Here is a 14,712-nt window from a genome sequence, read left to right as displayed (position 1 = left end):
GTTGCCGGACGCTATCGATGTCGCATCGGGCCGTCAACAGTGCTCAAAGTCGTCGAATCCGGGAACAGTGTGTGAACATTGCTGGCCTTTCTCGCCCGAATCACTACATTCGGAGAGGAAATGGCCGGCGATCACGACATGCCCTTCTTCGACGAGGACGACGCTCCGCGTTTCGACGCCGCGCGTGCATCGTCCTCACAGGCAGCCCCGTCCGGCATCGTGGCTCGCGCCATGGCGGCGCGTCAGGGCCACAACAATCCACCTGAATATCTGAAGGGTCTCAATCCCGAACAGCGGCAGGCGGTGGAAACCACCGAAGGCCCGGTGCTGGTGCTGGCGGGCGCGGGCACCGGTAAGACGCGCGTGCTCACCACCCGCATCGCCCATATCCTGGCCACTGGCCGCGCCTTCCCCAGCCAGATCCTCGCCGTCACCTTCACCAACAAGGCGGCGCGCGAGATGAAGCACCGCATCGGCGTGCTTGTCGGCGAGGCGGTCGAGGGCATGCCATGGCTGGGCACCTTCCACTCCATCGGCGTCAAGCTGTTGCGCCGCCATGCCGAACTGGCCGGCCTGCGCTCCGATTTCACCATCCTCGACACCGACGACGTCACCCGCCTGATCAAGCAGTTGATCCAGGCCGAGGGGCTGGACGACAAGCGTTGGGCGCCGCGGACCTTCGCGCAGATGGTCGATACCTGGAAGAACAAGGGCCTTGCCCCCGACGAGATTCCGGAAGGGGATGCCCGCGCCTTCGCCAATGGCCGCGGCCGCGAACTCTACCGTGCCTACCAAGAACGGCTTACCACGCTGAACGCCTGCGATTTCGGCGACCTGCTGCTCCACCCCATCCGCATTTTCCGCAAGCATCACGACGTGCTGGCCGAATACCATCGCAAGTTCAAATACATACTCGTCGACGAATACCAGGACACCAACACCGCGCAATATATGTGGCTGCGGCTCCTGGCCCAGCGACCAAAACAATCCAGCGCAGGCTCCACGACCGAAGGTCGCGAGCCCGACTGGGCGACCGAGCCGTTGCGAGGCCCCCGCGGAGCGCCCGCGCCTTCAGGCGCGGAACAGCGCGCGAGCGAAAACAAGGTCAACATCTGCTGCGTCGGCGACGACGACCAGTCGATCTATGGCTGGCGCGGTGCGGAGGTGGACAACATCCTGCGCTTCGAGAAGGACTTTCCGGGCGCCACCGTCATCCGCCTGGAACGCAACTACCGCTCCACCGCCCATATCCTCGGCGCGGCTGCCCATCTCATCGCCCACAACGAGGGTCGCCTCGGCAAGACGCTGTTCACCGATCGCCCGGACCCGGAAGACCCCAGGGTCAACGTGCACGCCGCCTGGGATTCGGACGAGGAAGCGCGTGCCGTCGGCGAAGCCATCGAGGCCTATCAGCGCGGCCGTCACAAGCTGAACGACATGGCGATCCTCGTGCGCGCCTCCTTCCAGATGCGCTCCTTCGAGGACCGTTTCATCGAGATCGGGCTCAATTACCGGGTTATCGGCGGTCCGCGCTTCTACGAGCGCCAGGAAATCCGCGACGCCATGGCTTTCCTGCGCGTCGTTGCCAATGACGGTGACGATCTCGCTTTCGAGCGCATCGTCAATGTGCCGAAACGCGGGCTGGGCGACGCCACCATCCGCCAGATCCACGACACCGCCCGTGCGCTTGGCGTGCCGATGCTGGAAGCATCGGCCAGACTGGCCGAAAGTGACGAGCTGAAGCCCAAGCCGCGCGCGGCATTGCGGGAAGTTGCCGCCAACTTCACACGCTGGCGAAGCCTGATCGATTCCACGCCGCACACCGAACTCGCCGAGATGATCCTCGAGGAGAGCGGCTACACCGACATGTGGAAGAACGACCGCTCAGCCGAAGCGCCGGGGCGGCTGGAGAACCTCAAGGAGCTGATCCGCTCCATGGAGGAATATGAATCGCTGCGCGCCTTCCTCGAACATGTCGCGCTGGTGATGGACGCCGAGCAGAACGAGGGTCTCGACGCCGTTTCCATCATGACGCTGCATTCAGCCAAGGGCCTGGAATTCGAGACCGTTTTCCTGCCTGGCTGGGAGGAAGGTCTGTTCCCCCATCAGCGTGCGCTGGACGAAGGCGGCCGTTCGGGGCTGGAGGAAGAGCGGCGGCTGGCCTATGTCGGCGTCACCCGCGCCAAGAAGAACCTGCACATCTGGTTCGTCTCCAACCGCCGCATCCATGGGCTGTGGCAATCGACGATTCCCTCGCGGTTCCTTGATGAATTGCCGGAAGCGCATGTCGAGGTGCAGGAAGGCAGTGGCTCTAGTTACGGCGGCTATGGCAATCCTTATGGCGGCGGTGCCTTCGCTTCAGGCCGAGGCGGCTTTTCGGCCGGTCGCCAGAACCCGTACGGCGCCTCCCGCTTCGACAGCATCGGCTCGCCTTCGGGCGGCCGAGCGGCGCGCGGCGATCAGGGCGGCTCCTTCTCCAACAGCTACGCCACCCCAGGCTGGCAGCGCGCGCAACAGAACCGCACCGAAGCGACCGACCGCAACTGGGGCACGCGCAGCGGCCATCAGGTCGAACGCATCGGTTATGGCGAAGTCGATTCCGGCTATGGTGCCGGCCGTACCTCGGTGAAAGGCCGCACCATCGAAGGCGAACTGGTGGCAAAGTCAGTGGCCGACGCGCCGTCAGCCTTCAAGGTTGGCGACCGCGTCTTCCACCAGAAGTTCGGCAACGGCAACATCGCGGCGATCGACGGCAACAAGCTGACCATCGATTTCGACCGCGCCGGGCAAAAGAAAGTGCTGGACGGGTTCGTGACAGTGGTTTGACCCGAACCGGCTCGCGCCTTGATCGGTCCGTCAATTCTATCCGTTGAATTCCACTCGCCGAAACAGCCGCACAGGCTTCATCGCAGCGCGGCCTATGACGCCTTTCGCCTCCAGATCGAGCTGGACGGCCTTTAACCACCAACCCGCCTTCGCCCCACCAGGCCACAGATCGTCAGGCAGGTCCGGCAGCAGCGCATCCTTGGCTTCCGCCACCGTCAAACCGGGCGGATCGTTGGGCAGAACGGCGAGCAGCGCCTTGCGCATCGCCATGTATTTGGTGCGGTCCACCTTCTGCCTGTGATGCGGCGAGACGACGTTTTCGATCTCTATCCTGTCGGCGGAATCAGGCATTGATTTCTCCGTTGACCGCTATCCTCGGGCTGCGAAAGCCCATCGCCGCCCACGCGCGGAACAGGCGCCAATAGAATGCCAGCGATTGCTGTTTCAGGTTCGGGACATCGTTCGGCAGGACCGAAGCGTCCGGCAGGTCCGCCGTCATCGTCCGCAGCTCGAGCGGCGGCAACGTACCTTCGGGCCACAATCCCGCGTATAGGCTGAGCCAATGCCCGCCCTTGAACTCGAGGAAGACCGGCGTGTTGCAGCAGGAAGCCACGACCCGGCGGGTTCCGGCCTGCGGCGTAAGACGAAACTCCTTCAAATGATCCGCCCCACGCAAGATCCGGACATGATCCTTGCGGTGAAAGACGAAAGGGGTCGCGCCATTCCTGTCCACGACCTGTTTGGCACCGGGGAGCTTTTTCAGCCGTGCCCCTGCCTCGCGGCAGCTGTCGCAACAGCATTCCACGCTCATCATCGGCGTTGAGCCGACTTCCAGCTGAACCTTGCCGCATGTGCAGCCAATCATCGTACTCATGATGTTTGTCCCTCCTCCGGACGGCCGAAAAGCAGTCTGATGTATTGATCGAGATGGTCGAGGCTTTCCCGCGCCAACGCCGGATCGTTACCGGCCTTGGCCATGACGAAGGCCCCCTGGATCACCGTCTGCGTGTGTCGTGCCAGGCTCTCGGCCGTCCAGCTCCCGGAGACGCGGTGTTTTGTCCGGGCCGCCTCGATGTCGGCTTCCAGCGTGGCGGCATGGCCGAGGATGCTGCGCCCACAAGCCTCGCGAATGGCTGGGGATGTCGCATAGACCTCCTGCACCATCGTGCCGACAAGGCAGCTGAACTGCGCGATCTCGCCCTCGATGATCGACTTGCGGAACGCGACATAGGCAAGCACCCGCTCGAGCGGATCGTCCGGCGCATGATAGGGAGCAGCGGCAAAAAAGGCCGTTGTCCCAGCCGACCAGTCATCAGCCGCGGCAATGCCCAGCGCATCCTTGCTTTTGAAGTGATGGAAATACGCGCCCTTGGTCACCTCCGCCGCCTGGCACAGGTCTTCGACCGAGGTTGCTGTGAAGCCCCTGGCCCGAATGACATCGCGCGCAGCGTCGAGCAGCCTGTTTCTGGCATCACCACGGTCGGGATTGGTCTTGGTCGGCCTTGGCATTCCCAATACATACCGTACGTATGGTATGTATGCAAGTTTGAATTTCGTGATGGTTTTTCTTGTGCCGGGAGCGGCCCGAACCACCCGCTAGACCAAAAGTAAACACATGCCCCGCCCTTCCCTTGCGTCATTTTTTCCATGCCCGGGGCCGAAAATTCTTGCCAGCGAGCGATTTTGCCGCTTTCTTGCCTTTTTAGGAGGGTTTTTCGCGGCGGGCTCCAATCCAACGAGGGGCGACACAGGGATTGGTTAACCATCTTTGTCCATCCTTTGAGATAATCGGCAAAGGACCGCCACGCGCGACCGGTATTCCGGCGAGCGAATGGGTAAGGCGGTTTCTGCGTGTTGCGCCGATTGAAGGAAGTTCGGTCGGCATGGCGTTCGTGCGTGAAAAATTCCGGGGCAATGGCCCCGCCTCTGGATTCAGGACAGTGCTGGCCCGCTCCGCAAGGATCGCAGGCTGGGTGGCCATCCCCACAGCGGGTGCCGTGCTGGCGATGTGGTCGCTGGCCACCGTCGCTGGCGCCTACTCCGCAGCAACCTCGATCCGCGCCAATGCGCATTTCCTGCCGACGCGCGTCAGCGTGGCCAGCGCCGACGCACGCTCGATGGAAGCGGCCTCCAAGCTCAAGCAGGCCTTGGTTGCACATGAATGGGCCAAGCGCCGTCAAAAGGCGGCAGCGGAAGAGGCAGCCGACAAGGCTGAAAGGCTGGCAGCCACCGAGGCTGTCCAGAAGCAATCGCCATTGGATGAGCGTTTCGCGCGCGCCCTCGGCACGCCGGATGCCGATCGCTTCGGTCCAGGCATTGGAGAGCCGGAGCGTGCTGCGCGCGTCGCGCTCGCCCTCGCCACTCCGTCACAGATGGAATTCGGCTTCGCCGACGCCACCCCCACCCCGGATTCCGCGGTGCGCGAGGTTCTGGTGGCAAGCCTCGTCCTGCCCAACCAGGAAGATGATGCCGACGATGAGGAACAGGTGGCGCTCGCCGACACCGGCGAACTGATCGAAGGTCCCGATTTCGCAGCCGTGCCAGAGAACGCACCGCTGCCGGCCTATCGTCCGCGCGCGGAAGAGAGCACCAAGCCCGAGACCCGCCGGCGCGCCGAGGCTGAGCCCGAAAGTGCCGACGAGCCTGTGCGCAAACCGACGAAACGTATCAGCCAGCCGGCCCAGCCTGTGCTCGCCTATGCCCGACCAGACAATCCTGCCGAAGCGGCGGTCTTGGTCAGGCTTTCCGCAATCTGTTCTCCTCGCCAGGCGACTCGAGCGCCAGGGCGGGCAGCGGCACCGCCGTTTACGATATCGCGTCGGCCACCGTTACCATGCCCGACGGAACCCGGCTGGAAGCCCATTCCGGCATCGGCTCGATGGCTGACAACGTGCGCTATGTGAACCAGAAGATGCGCGGCCCGACTCCACCCGATACCTACAAACTGTCGATGCGCGAATCTCTGTTCCATGGTGTCGAAGCGATCCGCCTCACCCCCGTGGACGGCAAGGTCAAGCATGGCCGCACCGGCTTGCTGGCGCACTCCTACCTGCTGCGCGGTGGCCGTGCGGAATCACATGGTTGCGTCGCCTTCAAGGACTACAAACGCTTCCTCGCGGCGTTCAAGCAAGGCAAGATCAAGCGTCTGGTCGTGGTTGGCGGCGGTGGCAGCTCGCGGCCCAAGGCGACAACCGTGGCCGATAACGGCCGCGGCGTCTGAGATCGGCCATTCTGAATCGAGGACCGCTGCCGTGCAGCGGTTCCAGTGTTCGTAGAGACTGCGGATCCTACTTCCGCATCTCTTTCAACTTGTCGGCAACGGTCGCCGCAAGATCGGCATAGCGCTCTTCCAGTCGTTCGGCAGCGGTGATCACCGGGAAATCGTGGCCGAATTTCTCCAGCGCCTGCTTGAGCTTCTCGGCAAAATCAGCCTGCTTGTCGAGCGCCGAAAACAGCGCCAGCACCTGCTCGGCGCTGATGTCGGGATGCGCAAGCATATCGGGCACCTCGCGGCCCATACGCTCGCCGGTCGCCGTTTCCTGCTTCAGTATCTCCAGCCAGTCGGTCACGGAAAGAACCTGTATTCTCGATCCACCCTCTTCTAGCGGGTTTGGACCGGATACGCCAACCACCGGCATAAAACCTTCTCTTCTTGGGAAAGAAAACAAATACACCTGCGTCCGCAAGTTGATGCGGCTGCGATGGGTGATCGAGCAAGATCAGCTCTATTTCTACTACAGTACATACGGAAAAGGTAATATATCCTTATCCATTTTCTGCGATCCTGATCTTGCAGGCAACCAGCTTGCAACTCCGCCTTGAGCGGTACCTCAAGCCCCTTCCGCCTCGCATGCGCAGACGGAAGGGGTTTAGGGCCGCCTCCCCTGGGGACCTGCCGTATGTCGCTCGACATTCCAGCGCCGAAGCAACCGACCGGATTCCGGGATAAATAATGGCCAGGAAGCGCGGCGGATTTGTCTTTCTAACCGCCGGCGCCATATTCGGCCTTGCGAGCGCGACGGCACGGGCCGGCGAAACAATCGAGCCGACCGTCACCACCAGCATCGAGCGCCACTACACCACCAATGCGATGGAAAGCGACCGGCCGATCGCCGACTGGTACTCGCTGCTGCGTAGCACCCTGTTCCGCAAATGGGGTGACAACGACGCCTACATTTCGCTCAACGCCGAAGGCCGGGCGACCCGGCATGACTCGGTCGCCATCGAGGACGACACCGCCGGCGGCGTTCAGGTTCAGGCGTTTCGCCGCTTTGCCGGCGGGCTCGAACTGCGCGGCACACTCGCCTACAACGCCACCAGGGATGGTGACCACATCGACATCGGTCCGTTCACCATCGGGACACGCACGCTGAAGCAGGTCGCCAGTGGACAGGTCCAGGTCGGGCTGGACCTGGGCAACCAGATGGCCCTCATCGTCGATGCCATGACAAGCCTGGAGAAGGTCGGCCTCACCCGTTTCGAAGACGACATCTTCCTGCCCGCCCGACTGGACCCCGACAAGCGCAACGTCCAGATCGCCCTCAAGCTCATCCGAACCGTTGGCCAGTTCACCTTTGGCGTCCAGGGTTCGGCGCTGCGCAGTGCCGTCGAGCGACTTGGTGACCCACTTGTCGGCGTTTCGTTCAATCAGTTCGGACTGCGCGGCGAGATTACCTACACGGGCGTCGGCGGAGCAACTGCTGCATTGGCGCTGGGTGCGGAACTGCTTGACGGCGCCGATGATACCTATTCGCGCATCCGTCCAGCCTGGCAGCTATCGGTTGTCAAACCACTTCCCAAAGGGTTCGAACTGCGCGGAACGTGGTACGGACGCTACGAAATCGCGGACAGTGACGATCCACTGGCTTCATGGGTCAATCGTGGTGAATTCGAGATTTCCTACAAACTACGGGAAAACCTGAAATTGGCGTCCGGTGTCGCCTGCGAGTTCAAACGCAACCTGCTTTGGGAAAATGTCGAGCGCAAGCGCGTCTTTTATGCCGAAGCCACTTACGACGCCAGCGCCAAGGCATCGGTGGTGCTGAGGGTGGATGTCAACCGTATCCACAAAACGGTAATCGACATCGACGAGAACACCGTCGACACGTTTATCGGCCTGCGCGCCAAGATCTGATCATGTCCGGCAAGTAAAAAAGGAAAAGCGGAAGGGGTTGCAAAACCCTCCCGCCCCTTCGGTTGCCTGGTTCAGGCAAACCGCCCCTTTTTGTTAGCGACCGAGCTTGTACTTGTTGCCGCCGCCCAGAATGCTGTTGGTGACCTTGCTGACACCGGTTCCAACGCCGAGCAGGCCAACGCCCACGCCATTGAGGATGCCACCCACCTGGGTGTTGTTGCCGCTCAGGATCGGCGAACCGTTCAGGATGCCAATATCGCCGAGGGCAATACCGGGAGAAATGTTGATGAGTCCACCGCCCGAGTTGTTGTTGTTGCCCCGGGAACCGAAACCGCCGGCATAAGAGCTGACAGTCGAGAATGAAACAACTGCGACAGTGAGTACAAGTGCGAATTTCTTCATGACTTCTCTCCTATTTACAACAGTGTTTACTTCCGCCTATTCATCAGTACCTCTGGGATTGGATAGTACACACCACCCAAAAACGCACAAGTATGAGCAAGTCATAATTTAAGAATACATGGCGTTTTCCATTTTTTAACTTTAATGTTTTACGTTAAATAATTTGGTTACCATGATTGGTTAAGACGAAACTGCCGTAGACCTGCACGGAAACTCTCGGCAAGCCACCATGGTTAAAGCGGAGCGATGTGCGTCGTCGGAAGCTGTTAGGCTTGGCGTTCCCAGTGATCGAGAAAGTTCTCGATTTCCAGCGCCTGCATGTCCGGAATAGCCTTGGCGAGCTTCTCCGGCGGCCAGTCCCACCAGGTCAGCGCTTCAATGCGCGCTGCAATGTCTTTCGAAAACCGTCGGCGCAACGGTTTGGCCGGGATACCGGCGACAATCGTGTAGGCGGGAACATCCCTGGTCACCACGGCGTTGGCACCGATCACCGCGCCGTTGCCGACTGTCACCCCGGGCAGGATCACCGCACCGTGGCCGATCCACACGTCATGGCCGACGCTGACCGGTTTCGAGCGCCGACGCTCACGGAAATCGCCGTCGACACCGAGCCAGCGGAAATACTCATTCGGCCGGTAGCTGACTTTATGGGTAGTCAGGCGCTCCATCGGATGCTCAAGTGCATTGATGCGCGTGTTGGCGGCAATCGAGCAGAATTTGCCGATGGTCGCGTAGATCGCTTCGGCGTGGCGTTCGAAATAGGAGAAGTCGCCGACTGTCACCTCGCGCAGGACGACGCGCTCGCCGATGGCCGTATAGCGGCCAAGCCGGCACGATTTCAGTTCCGCGGTCGGATGAATGCGCGGTTCCGGATCCTTGGGCACGAGGTCTTCGGTACGGTCCATGACGCGGCTTTACGCGCCGCCAGCACGCCCCGCAAGCCGTTCTATTGCGGCTTGCCGTTCTTCCAGGTGACGTTCTGGCTGTACAGCGGCACGGTCGAGATCGCCATCTTGGCCGATCCATCCTGCACCTGGCGCGAATGCGAAAGATAGACCAGCGTATCGTTGGCCTTGTCGTAGATCCGGTTGACCACCTGTTTCTTCCAGATCAGGCTGATGCCCTGCTTGAACACCTCTTCGCCGCCCTTGCTGAAGTCGATGTCTCCGATGCTGATCGGCCCTGTCTGCTGGCACGAGATCGCCGAATCCGACGGATCTTCGAACCAGTTGCCCTTCTGCAGCCGGTCGATGACGCCGCGATCGAAATAGGAGACGTGGCAGGTAACCCCTTCCACCTTGGGGTCCTTGATTGCCTCAACGACGATATCATTGCCGAGCCAGTCGACGCCGACTTTGCCGACCTGCTGTGCCAGGGCCACCCCGGTCACACCGACAAAACAGGCTACGAGCGCCCCGCCGAGCAGTTTTCGCGTGGTTTGAGAGAACAAGAAACCCTCCTTGGGCTGGCCGATTGTCCGGTTCAGTTGGGGCTGGGAAAGCCGTCTTGCAAGCCTTGATGCACAGGGGTTGCGGCAATGACGCGCTTTGCGCTCATTCCGGCAAGACGATAAGGTCCCGCTCGAACCTGATTTAATTGCGCGGCTTCCTCCGAAAAATCTGGCTGCGACATAAAAATATCTCTGTCCTGAAAGATTCCCATGATGCGCTTCATCCTCGTCGGCATTCTCGTGCTCATGGTGGCCATGATCGGCTGGATGAGTTTCGAGTGGTATCACGCCCGCTTCAGCGGCCAGCCCTACGGCGCGCCCTTCGCGCTTACTGACCAGGCCGGCAAACCCGTCACCGAAGCCGCTTTCCGCGGTCAGCCGACGGTCCTGTTCTTTGGTTTTACCCATTGTCCGGAAGTTTGCCCGACCACACTCGCCCAGATGGCCGGCTGGCTGGATAAGTTGGGCAACGAGGGCAAGGACATCAAGGTCTATTTCGTCACCGTCGACCCTGAGCGCGACACGCCCGATATCATGAAGAGCTATGTCAGCAACTTCTCCGACCGCATCACCGGCATCACCGGCGAGCCCGACAAGGTGCGCGCTATGGCCAAGTCTTTCGGCATCTATTTTAAACGGGTCGACACAGGTGGCGGCGATTACAATATGGATCACACTGCATCGGTGCTGATGCTGAACCGAAAGGGCGACTGGTTTGGAACCATCGCCTATGAGGAAAATCCCGATACCGCACTTGCCAAATTGAAGCGGCTGGCCAAAGACGGCTAATCAGCTTCTAAAGCGGCATACGCCGCAAGACAGGTGCCATGGGCCAGACCCGCCTCTATCTGATCGCTTCCAAAGCCGAGGCCGATCGCATTTTCGGCGTCCTCGAAACCGTTTTCGAGGACGATGGCCTGCCACTCGCAGTGCTGGAACTCGACGAAGAACGCGACCTGCATGAGGTCTCACTTTATGCCGACGGCGACATCGAGCCGGTCGAGGCGCGGCTGAAGGCCGAACTGACCGCCCTGGGGCTGGCACGAACGGTCGAGCGCGAAGTGTTGCCCGACGTGGACTGGGTGGCACGTTCGCTCGAAGGCCTCAAGCCGGTTCGCGCCGGCCGCTTCCTGGTGCATGGCGCCCATGATCGCCAGAAACGCCATGCCGGCGATATCGCTATCGAGATTGAAGCCGGGCTGGCTTTCGGCACCGGTCATCACGGCACCACCGCCGGCTGCCTGGCCATGCTGGAGCGCGTCGCCATCCGCGAGAAGCCGCGCAACGCGCTGGATCTCGGCACCGGCAGCGCGGTATTGGCCATCGCCCTCGCTCGCCTCGCCCACATCCCGGTGCTCGCCACCGACATCGACCCTGTCGCTGTTGACGTCGCTGCCGCCAATGCGCGACTGAACCATGTGTCCAGCCTCGTCGAGACAGTGACTGCGCCCGGCTTCCATCATCCGATCTTCACCGCCCGGGCGCCCTTTGATCTCATCGTCGCAAACATCCTCGCCAGACCGCTGATGAAACTTGCGCCGGAGATGGCGAAATACCTGACGCCCGGCGGCTCCATCGTGCTTTCCGGCATCCTGGATCGTCAGCGCGATGCCGTCGTGGCAGCCTATACCGGCCAACAGTTCCGGCACGTGCGCACCACCCACCGCGAAGGCTGGGTGACGATCCATATGAAGCGCTGAGCTGGACCAAGGCAGGTTTCCATTCATGGAAACCTGGAAACGCTCTAACTCGTTGTTTTGACACAATTCCGGGCGGAAAACCGTTTCACACTTTTCCTGGAATTGCTCTCAGAGCGTTTCCGTTTTTACGGAAACGCGGAAACGCTCTGACTCCTTGTTTTTTCGCAATTCCGGGCGGAAAACCGTTCCACACTTTTCCTGGAATTGCTCCAGAGCGCCGATTGTCAGGCGCCGACCACGCGGCTACGGTCCGCCACGCAATCGAACAATGACGGGTTTGCATCGATGTTCCAGACTTTCGACCCTGCCGGCGATCCCACCGTGGGCAAACCGCATGTCGCCAGGCTGCGTGGCTGGCTGAGCGAGAATGGCCTCGATGGTTTCCTGGTGCCCCGTGCCGACGAGCACCAGGGCGAATACGTTCCGGACCGCGCGGCACGGCTGCGCTGGCTGACCGGCTTCAGCGGCTCGGCCGGAGTGGCTATCGTGCTGCGCGATCGCGCCTTCATCTTTGTCGACGGCCGCTACACGCTGCAGGTGCGCGCCGAGGTCGATCTCGACATCTTCGCGATCGAAAGCCTGATCGACAACCCGCCCGCCTCCTGGATCCCGGAAAATCTCGGCAAGGGTGCGCGCCTTGGTTTCGATCCATGGCTGCACACGGTCGGCGAGGTAAAGGCACTGAAAGCCGCGGCGGCAAAATCGGGCGCGGAACTGATACCGGCAGCCGAAAACCCGATCGATATCATCTGGGATGATCAGCCCGATGCGCCGATCGCTCCGGTGGAACTGCACCCGCAGGCTTTTGCCGGCGAGCTTGCCAAGGACAAGCTGGCACGGCTCGCTTCCGCGATCGCGAAGGAAGGCGCCACGCATGCCGTGCTGACCGACCCCTCTTCGATTGCCTGGGCCTTCAACATTCGCGGCGGCGACGTACCGCACACGCCGCTGGCGCTCGGCTTCGCCATCCTTGCGGCCGACGGCAAGCATCAGCTGTTCATGGACAGCCGCAAATTCTCGCGCACCGTTGCGGCCTATCTCACCCAGCTCTGCGACCCGCACGAACCAGCAGAGTTCGAAGGCGCGATCGTGGATCTGGCGAAGAACGGCGCCAAAATTGCGCTCGACCCGGTGCTGGCCGCTGACAGGCTGCGAACGCTGGTGGAAGACAATGGCGGGACTGTCGTTTCGGCCGCGGATCCCGCTCGTATCCCGCGCGCCGTCAAGAACCAGGCCGAAATCGCCGGCAGCCGTGCCGCGCATCGCCGTGATGGCGCTGCCGTGGCCAAGCTGTTGTGCTGGCTCGACCGGCAGGAGCCCGGCACGCTCGACGAGATCACCGTCGTCAAACAACTCGAGCAGGCGCGCCGCCAGACCGGCGAGGAAACGCAGATGCCGCTCCGCGACGTTTCGTTCGCCACCATCTCCGGTGCCGGCCCCAACGGCGCCATCATGCACTACCGCGTGTCGACGGAAACCAATCGCAAGCTTGCCCAGGACGAACTGTTCCTGCTCGATTCCGGCGCGCAATATCAGGACGGCACCACGGATATCACCCGCACCGTCCCGGTTGGCAAACCGACGGAAGAAATGCGTGAGCGTTTCACCCTGGTGCTGAAGGGCATGATCGGCATTTCGATGTTGCGCTTCCCCGCAGGCACGCGCGGTTCGGAAATCGATGCGGTGGCACGCATGGCCCTATGGCGTCACGGATGTGACTTCGCGCATGGCACCGGCCACGGCGTCGGCTCCTACCTCGCCGTACACGAAGGACCGCAACGCATTGCACGCACCGGCACGGAAAAACTACTAGCCGGCATGATGCTGTCCAATGAGCCCGGCTATTACAAGGAAGGTCACTACGGCATCCGCATCGAAAACCTGATCATCGTCACCCCGGCGGAAGAGATCGAGGGTGGCGACATCGCCATGCATGGTTTCGAGACGCTCACCCTCGCTCCCATCGACCGTCGGCTGATCCGTACCGATCTTTTGACCAAGGCCGAACTCGAATGGATGGATGCTTATCACGCCCGCGTCCTCGCCGAGATCGGCCCGATGGTCGACGGCGAAACTCTGGCCTGGCTGGAAAAGGCGACGGCGCCTCTTTGAGGCGCGCCTGTTCTGCAAGCAGGCTCTAGGCCATGAACTGCCGCGCCAGGATCAGCACGGCGGCTCCGGCAAGGAACATCGACAACAGACCGCCGCGCAGCGAAACTGCGCCTGCCACGATGAGCGCAGCCCACTCGGCAGGTCCGGCGCTCAATACCGCAGGCGCGACCAGCGTCGTTAGCACCGCCGCCGGAACAGCATTCAATCCCGCCTCGACACGCGGATGCACGCGCTCAAAGCGCGAGATGACGAGATGGCCGCCAACGCGGGTGAGATAGGTGGCGATGGCAGCCGCGATGATGATCCAGAATGTCGCGCTCATGGCTGCTCCTCCCCTTCTGCGCCGGGTTTGGTGCCGACGCCGCTGTGATGCGGCGGCAGGATGACGGCGAGCAGGACGCCGGCAACCGCGCCGATCGACACATGCCAGGGCGAGCCGACCGTCTTGTAGGCGATGATCGAAGCGACGGCACTCACTGCCACCACGGGTAACCACAGCGGGCGTTTGCGGAACCCCATGACCAGGCCGAAGAAATAGATCGGCAGCAGGAAATCGATGCCGAGCGAATGGGTGTTGCTGATCAGCCGGCCGAAATAGGCGCCGAGCGCCGTTTCCGCGACCCAGAACACATAGACCGGCAGTCCGAGCCCGAGATACCAGATGAAACTCACCGCCTGACCGGATTCCGCCTTGCGCTCGGAAATGGCATATTGCGGATCGGTAAGAATGAAATAGCCGAGTACCTGCTGTACAATCGGCCAGTGCGCGATACGTCTGCCGATGCCGGCCGAATACAGCACGTGGCGGAAATTCACGGCAAAGATGGAAAGCACGATCAGCCAGGGCGCGACATGCTGGCCGAACAGCTCAATACCAACCATCTGACTGGCACCGCCATAGACGGCGGCACTCATCAGCGTCGCCTCAAAAACTGAAAATCCGTTGTCGACGGCAAGCGCCCCGAACAGCATGGCGAATGGCGCGGAAGCCACCACGACCGGCGTGCTGAGCCGCACACCGTCCCAGAACTCGCCTGCTCTGGACCTCTCGGCGATTGCTTCCGATGACATCGGCCACTCCCTCTAGT

17 protein-coding genes are annotated in these 14,712 nt (G+C 61.7%); 7 read left to right on the top strand and 10 right to left on the bottom strand.

Annotated features, from left to right (window positions below; all coding sequences use genetic code 11):
- The first annotated feature begins 120 nt into the window (after positions 1-120).
- Positions 121-2,826 carry a UvrD-helicase domain-containing protein gene (locus C1M53_RS22535; RefSeq protein ID WP_129414265.1) on the top strand — a complete coding sequence of 902 codons (2,706 nt, stop codon included), beginning with the start codon at positions 121-123 and terminating at the stop codon, positions 2,824-2,826.
- A gap of 36 nt (positions 2,827-2,862) precedes the next feature.
- On the opposite strand, the gene C1M53_RS22530 is transcribed toward C1M53_RS22535, so the two are convergent.
- Genes C1M53_RS22530 through C1M53_RS22520 form a run of 3 tightly spaced genes read right to left on the bottom strand, consistent with a single transcriptional unit; the run spans position 2,863 to position 4,335 of the window.
- Positions 2,863-3,177, bottom strand: coding sequence for a hypothetical protein (locus C1M53_RS22530; protein WP_129414264.1), 315 nt, complete (start codon positions 3,175-3,177; stop codon positions 2,863-2,865).
- On the bottom strand, positions 3,170-3,700 hold the full coding sequence (locus C1M53_RS22525; RefSeq protein WP_129414263.1) for a DUF6151 family protein: 531 nt from the start codon (positions 3,698-3,700) through the stop codon (positions 3,170-3,172). The genes C1M53_RS22530 and C1M53_RS22525 overlap by 8 nt, the downstream gene beginning before the upstream one ends.
- Positions 3,697-4,335 (bottom strand): TetR/AcrR family transcriptional regulator, encoded by a 639-nt coding sequence (locus C1M53_RS22520; protein WP_129414262.1) that lies wholly within the window; start codon positions 4,333-4,335, stop codon positions 3,697-3,699. Before C1M53_RS22520 ends, C1M53_RS22525 begins: the two co-directional genes overlap by 4 nt.
- 374 nt (positions 4,336-4,709) lie before the next feature.
- Here C1M53_RS22520 and C1M53_RS22515 point away from each other — a divergent pair, with 374 nt between their 5' ends.
- The gene (locus tag C1M53_RS22515; protein ID WP_245488248.1) at positions 4,710-5,729 is read left to right on the top strand and encodes a hypothetical protein; all 1,020 of its coding nucleotides are present in this window, start codon (positions 4,710-4,712) and stop codon (positions 5,727-5,729) included.
- Complete coding sequence (locus tag C1M53_RS32210; protein ID WP_245488247.1) at positions 5,705-6,046, top strand: DUF2778 domain-containing protein; 342 nt, start codon at positions 5,705-5,707, stop codon at positions 6,044-6,046. The genes C1M53_RS22515 and C1M53_RS32210 overlap by 25 nt, the downstream gene beginning before the upstream one ends.
- 67 nt (positions 6,047-6,113) lie before the next feature.
- Here the strand turns inward: C1M53_RS32210 and C1M53_RS22510 are convergent, their stop codons facing one another.
- Positions 6,114-6,395, bottom strand: a complete 282-nt coding sequence (locus C1M53_RS22510; RefSeq protein WP_129414261.1) for a hypothetical protein — start codon at positions 6,393-6,395, stop codon at positions 6,114-6,116.
- A 383-nt stretch (positions 6,396-6,778) separates the two neighbouring features.
- On the opposite strand from C1M53_RS22510, the gene C1M53_RS22505 reads away from it, so the two are divergent.
- Positions 6,779-7,960 (top strand): hypothetical protein, encoded by a 1,182-nt coding sequence (locus C1M53_RS22505; protein ID WP_129414260.1) that lies wholly within the window; start codon positions 6,779-6,781, stop codon positions 7,958-7,960.
- Between the two features lie 93 nt (positions 7,961-8,053).
- Here C1M53_RS22505 and C1M53_RS22500 read toward each other — a convergent pair whose 3' ends face one another.
- From C1M53_RS22500 to C1M53_RS22485, 4 genes are all read right to left on the bottom strand, one after another.
- Positions 8,054-8,362, bottom strand: coding sequence for a hypothetical protein (locus tag C1M53_RS22500; protein WP_129414259.1), 309 nt, complete (start codon positions 8,360-8,362; stop codon positions 8,054-8,056).
- Between the two features lie 266 nt (positions 8,363-8,628).
- Entirely contained in the window at positions 8,629-9,267 is a 639-nt protein-coding gene (locus C1M53_RS22495) for a DapH/DapD/GlmU-related protein (RefSeq protein WP_129414258.1), read from the bottom strand.
- A 41-nt stretch (positions 9,268-9,308) separates the two neighbouring features.
- Positions 9,309-9,788: a CreA family protein gene (locus tag C1M53_RS22490; RefSeq protein ID WP_245488639.1), complete on the bottom strand. Its 480-nt coding sequence runs from the start codon at positions 9,786-9,788 to the stop codon at positions 9,309-9,311.
- Positions 9,789-9,844: 56 nt separating this feature from the next.
- Complete coding sequence (locus C1M53_RS22485; RefSeq protein WP_129414256.1) at positions 9,845-10,036, bottom strand: hypothetical protein; 192 nt, start codon at positions 10,034-10,036, stop codon at positions 9,845-9,847.
- Between C1M53_RS22485 and C1M53_RS22480 the strand changes: the two genes are divergently transcribed.
- The 3 genes from C1M53_RS22480 (at position 10,023) to C1M53_RS22470 (ending at position 13,624) form a co-directional block, all read left to right on the top strand.
- Positions 10,023-10,601, top strand: a complete 579-nt coding sequence (locus tag C1M53_RS22480; protein ID WP_129414255.1) for an SCO family protein — start codon at positions 10,023-10,025, stop codon at positions 10,599-10,601. The genes C1M53_RS22485 and C1M53_RS22480 overlap by 14 nt on opposite strands.
- 38 nt (positions 10,602-10,639) lie before the next feature.
- Complete coding sequence (locus C1M53_RS22475; protein WP_129414254.1) at positions 10,640-11,512, top strand: 50S ribosomal protein L11 methyltransferase; 873 nt, start codon at positions 10,640-10,642, stop codon at positions 11,510-11,512.
- Between the two features lie 285 nt (positions 11,513-11,797).
- Entirely contained in the window at positions 11,798-13,624 is a 1,827-nt protein-coding gene (locus tag C1M53_RS22470) for an aminopeptidase P family protein (RefSeq protein ID WP_129414253.1), read from the top strand.
- A gap of 25 nt (positions 13,625-13,649) precedes the next feature.
- On the opposite strand, the gene C1M53_RS22465 is transcribed toward C1M53_RS22470, so the two are convergent.
- Positions 13,650-13,946, bottom strand: a complete 297-nt coding sequence (locus C1M53_RS22465; protein WP_129414252.1) for an AzlD family protein — start codon at positions 13,944-13,946, stop codon at positions 13,650-13,652.
- Positions 13,943-14,695 carry an AzlC family ABC transporter permease gene (locus tag C1M53_RS22460; protein ID WP_129414251.1) on the bottom strand — a complete coding sequence of 251 codons (753 nt, stop codon included), beginning with the start codon at positions 14,693-14,695 and terminating at the stop codon, positions 13,943-13,945. Before C1M53_RS22460 ends, C1M53_RS22465 begins: the two co-directional genes overlap by 4 nt.
- Between the last annotated feature and the right edge of the window lie 17 nt (positions 14,696-14,712).

The organism is Mesorhizobium sp. Pch-S (assembly GCF_004136315.1).
Classification (GTDB): domain Bacteria; phylum Pseudomonadota; class Alphaproteobacteria; order Rhizobiales; family Rhizobiaceae; genus Mesorhizobium.
The sequence above is the reverse complement of the archived record's forward strand: the minus strand, read 5'-3'. Positions and strand labels throughout refer to the sequence as shown.

Bases quoted from the DNA above. Each gene is read 5' to 3' on its own strand.
- C1M53_RS22535 (WP_129414265.1), top strand. From the start codon at position 121: ATGGCCGGCGATCACGACATGCCCTTCTTCGACGAGGACGACGCTCCG.
- C1M53_RS22530 (WP_129414264.1), bottom strand. From the start codon at position 3,177: ATGCCTGATTCCGCCGACAGGATAGAGATCGAAAACGTCGTCTCGCCG.
- C1M53_RS22525 (WP_129414263.1), bottom strand. From the start codon at position 3,700: ATGAGTACGATGATTGGCTGCACATGCGGCAAGGTTCAGCTGGAAGTC.
- C1M53_RS22520 (WP_129414262.1), bottom strand. From the start codon at position 4,335: ATGCCAAGGCCGACCAAGACCAATCCCGACCGTGGTGATGCCAGAAAC.
- C1M53_RS22515 (WP_245488248.1), top strand. From the start codon at position 4,710: ATGGCGTTCGTGCGTGAAAAATTCCGGGGCAATGGCCCCGCCTCTGGA.
- C1M53_RS32210 (WP_245488247.1), top strand. From the start codon at position 5,705: ATGGCTGACAACGTGCGCTATGTGAACCAGAAGATGCGCGGCCCGACT.
- C1M53_RS22505 (WP_129414260.1), top strand. From the start codon at position 6,779: ATGGCCAGGAAGCGCGGCGGATTTGTCTTTCTAACCGCCGGCGCCATA.
- C1M53_RS22500 (WP_129414259.1), bottom strand. From the start codon at position 8,362: ATGAAGAAATTCGCACTTGTACTCACTGTCGCAGTTGTTTCATTCTCG.
- C1M53_RS22495 (WP_129414258.1), bottom strand. From the start codon at position 9,267: ATGGACCGTACCGAAGACCTCGTGCCCAAGGATCCGGAACCGCGCATT.
- C1M53_RS22480 (WP_129414255.1), top strand. From the start codon at position 10,023: ATGATGCGCTTCATCCTCGTCGGCATTCTCGTGCTCATGGTGGCCATG.
- C1M53_RS22485 (WP_129414256.1), bottom strand. From the start codon at position 10,036: ATGAAGCGCATCATGGGAATCTTTCAGGACAGAGATATTTTTATGTCG.
- C1M53_RS22475 (WP_129414254.1), top strand. From the start codon at position 10,640: ATGGGCCAGACCCGCCTCTATCTGATCGCTTCCAAAGCCGAGGCCGAT.
- C1M53_RS22470 (WP_129414253.1), top strand. From the start codon at position 11,798: ATGTTCCAGACTTTCGACCCTGCCGGCGATCCCACCGTGGGCAAACCG.
- C1M53_RS22465 (WP_129414252.1), bottom strand. From the start codon at position 13,946: ATGAGCGCGACATTCTGGATCATCATCGCGGCTGCCATCGCCACCTAT.
- C1M53_RS22460 (WP_129414251.1), bottom strand. From the start codon at position 14,695: ATGTCATCGGAAGCAATCGCCGAGAGGTCCAGAGCAGGCGAGTTCTGG.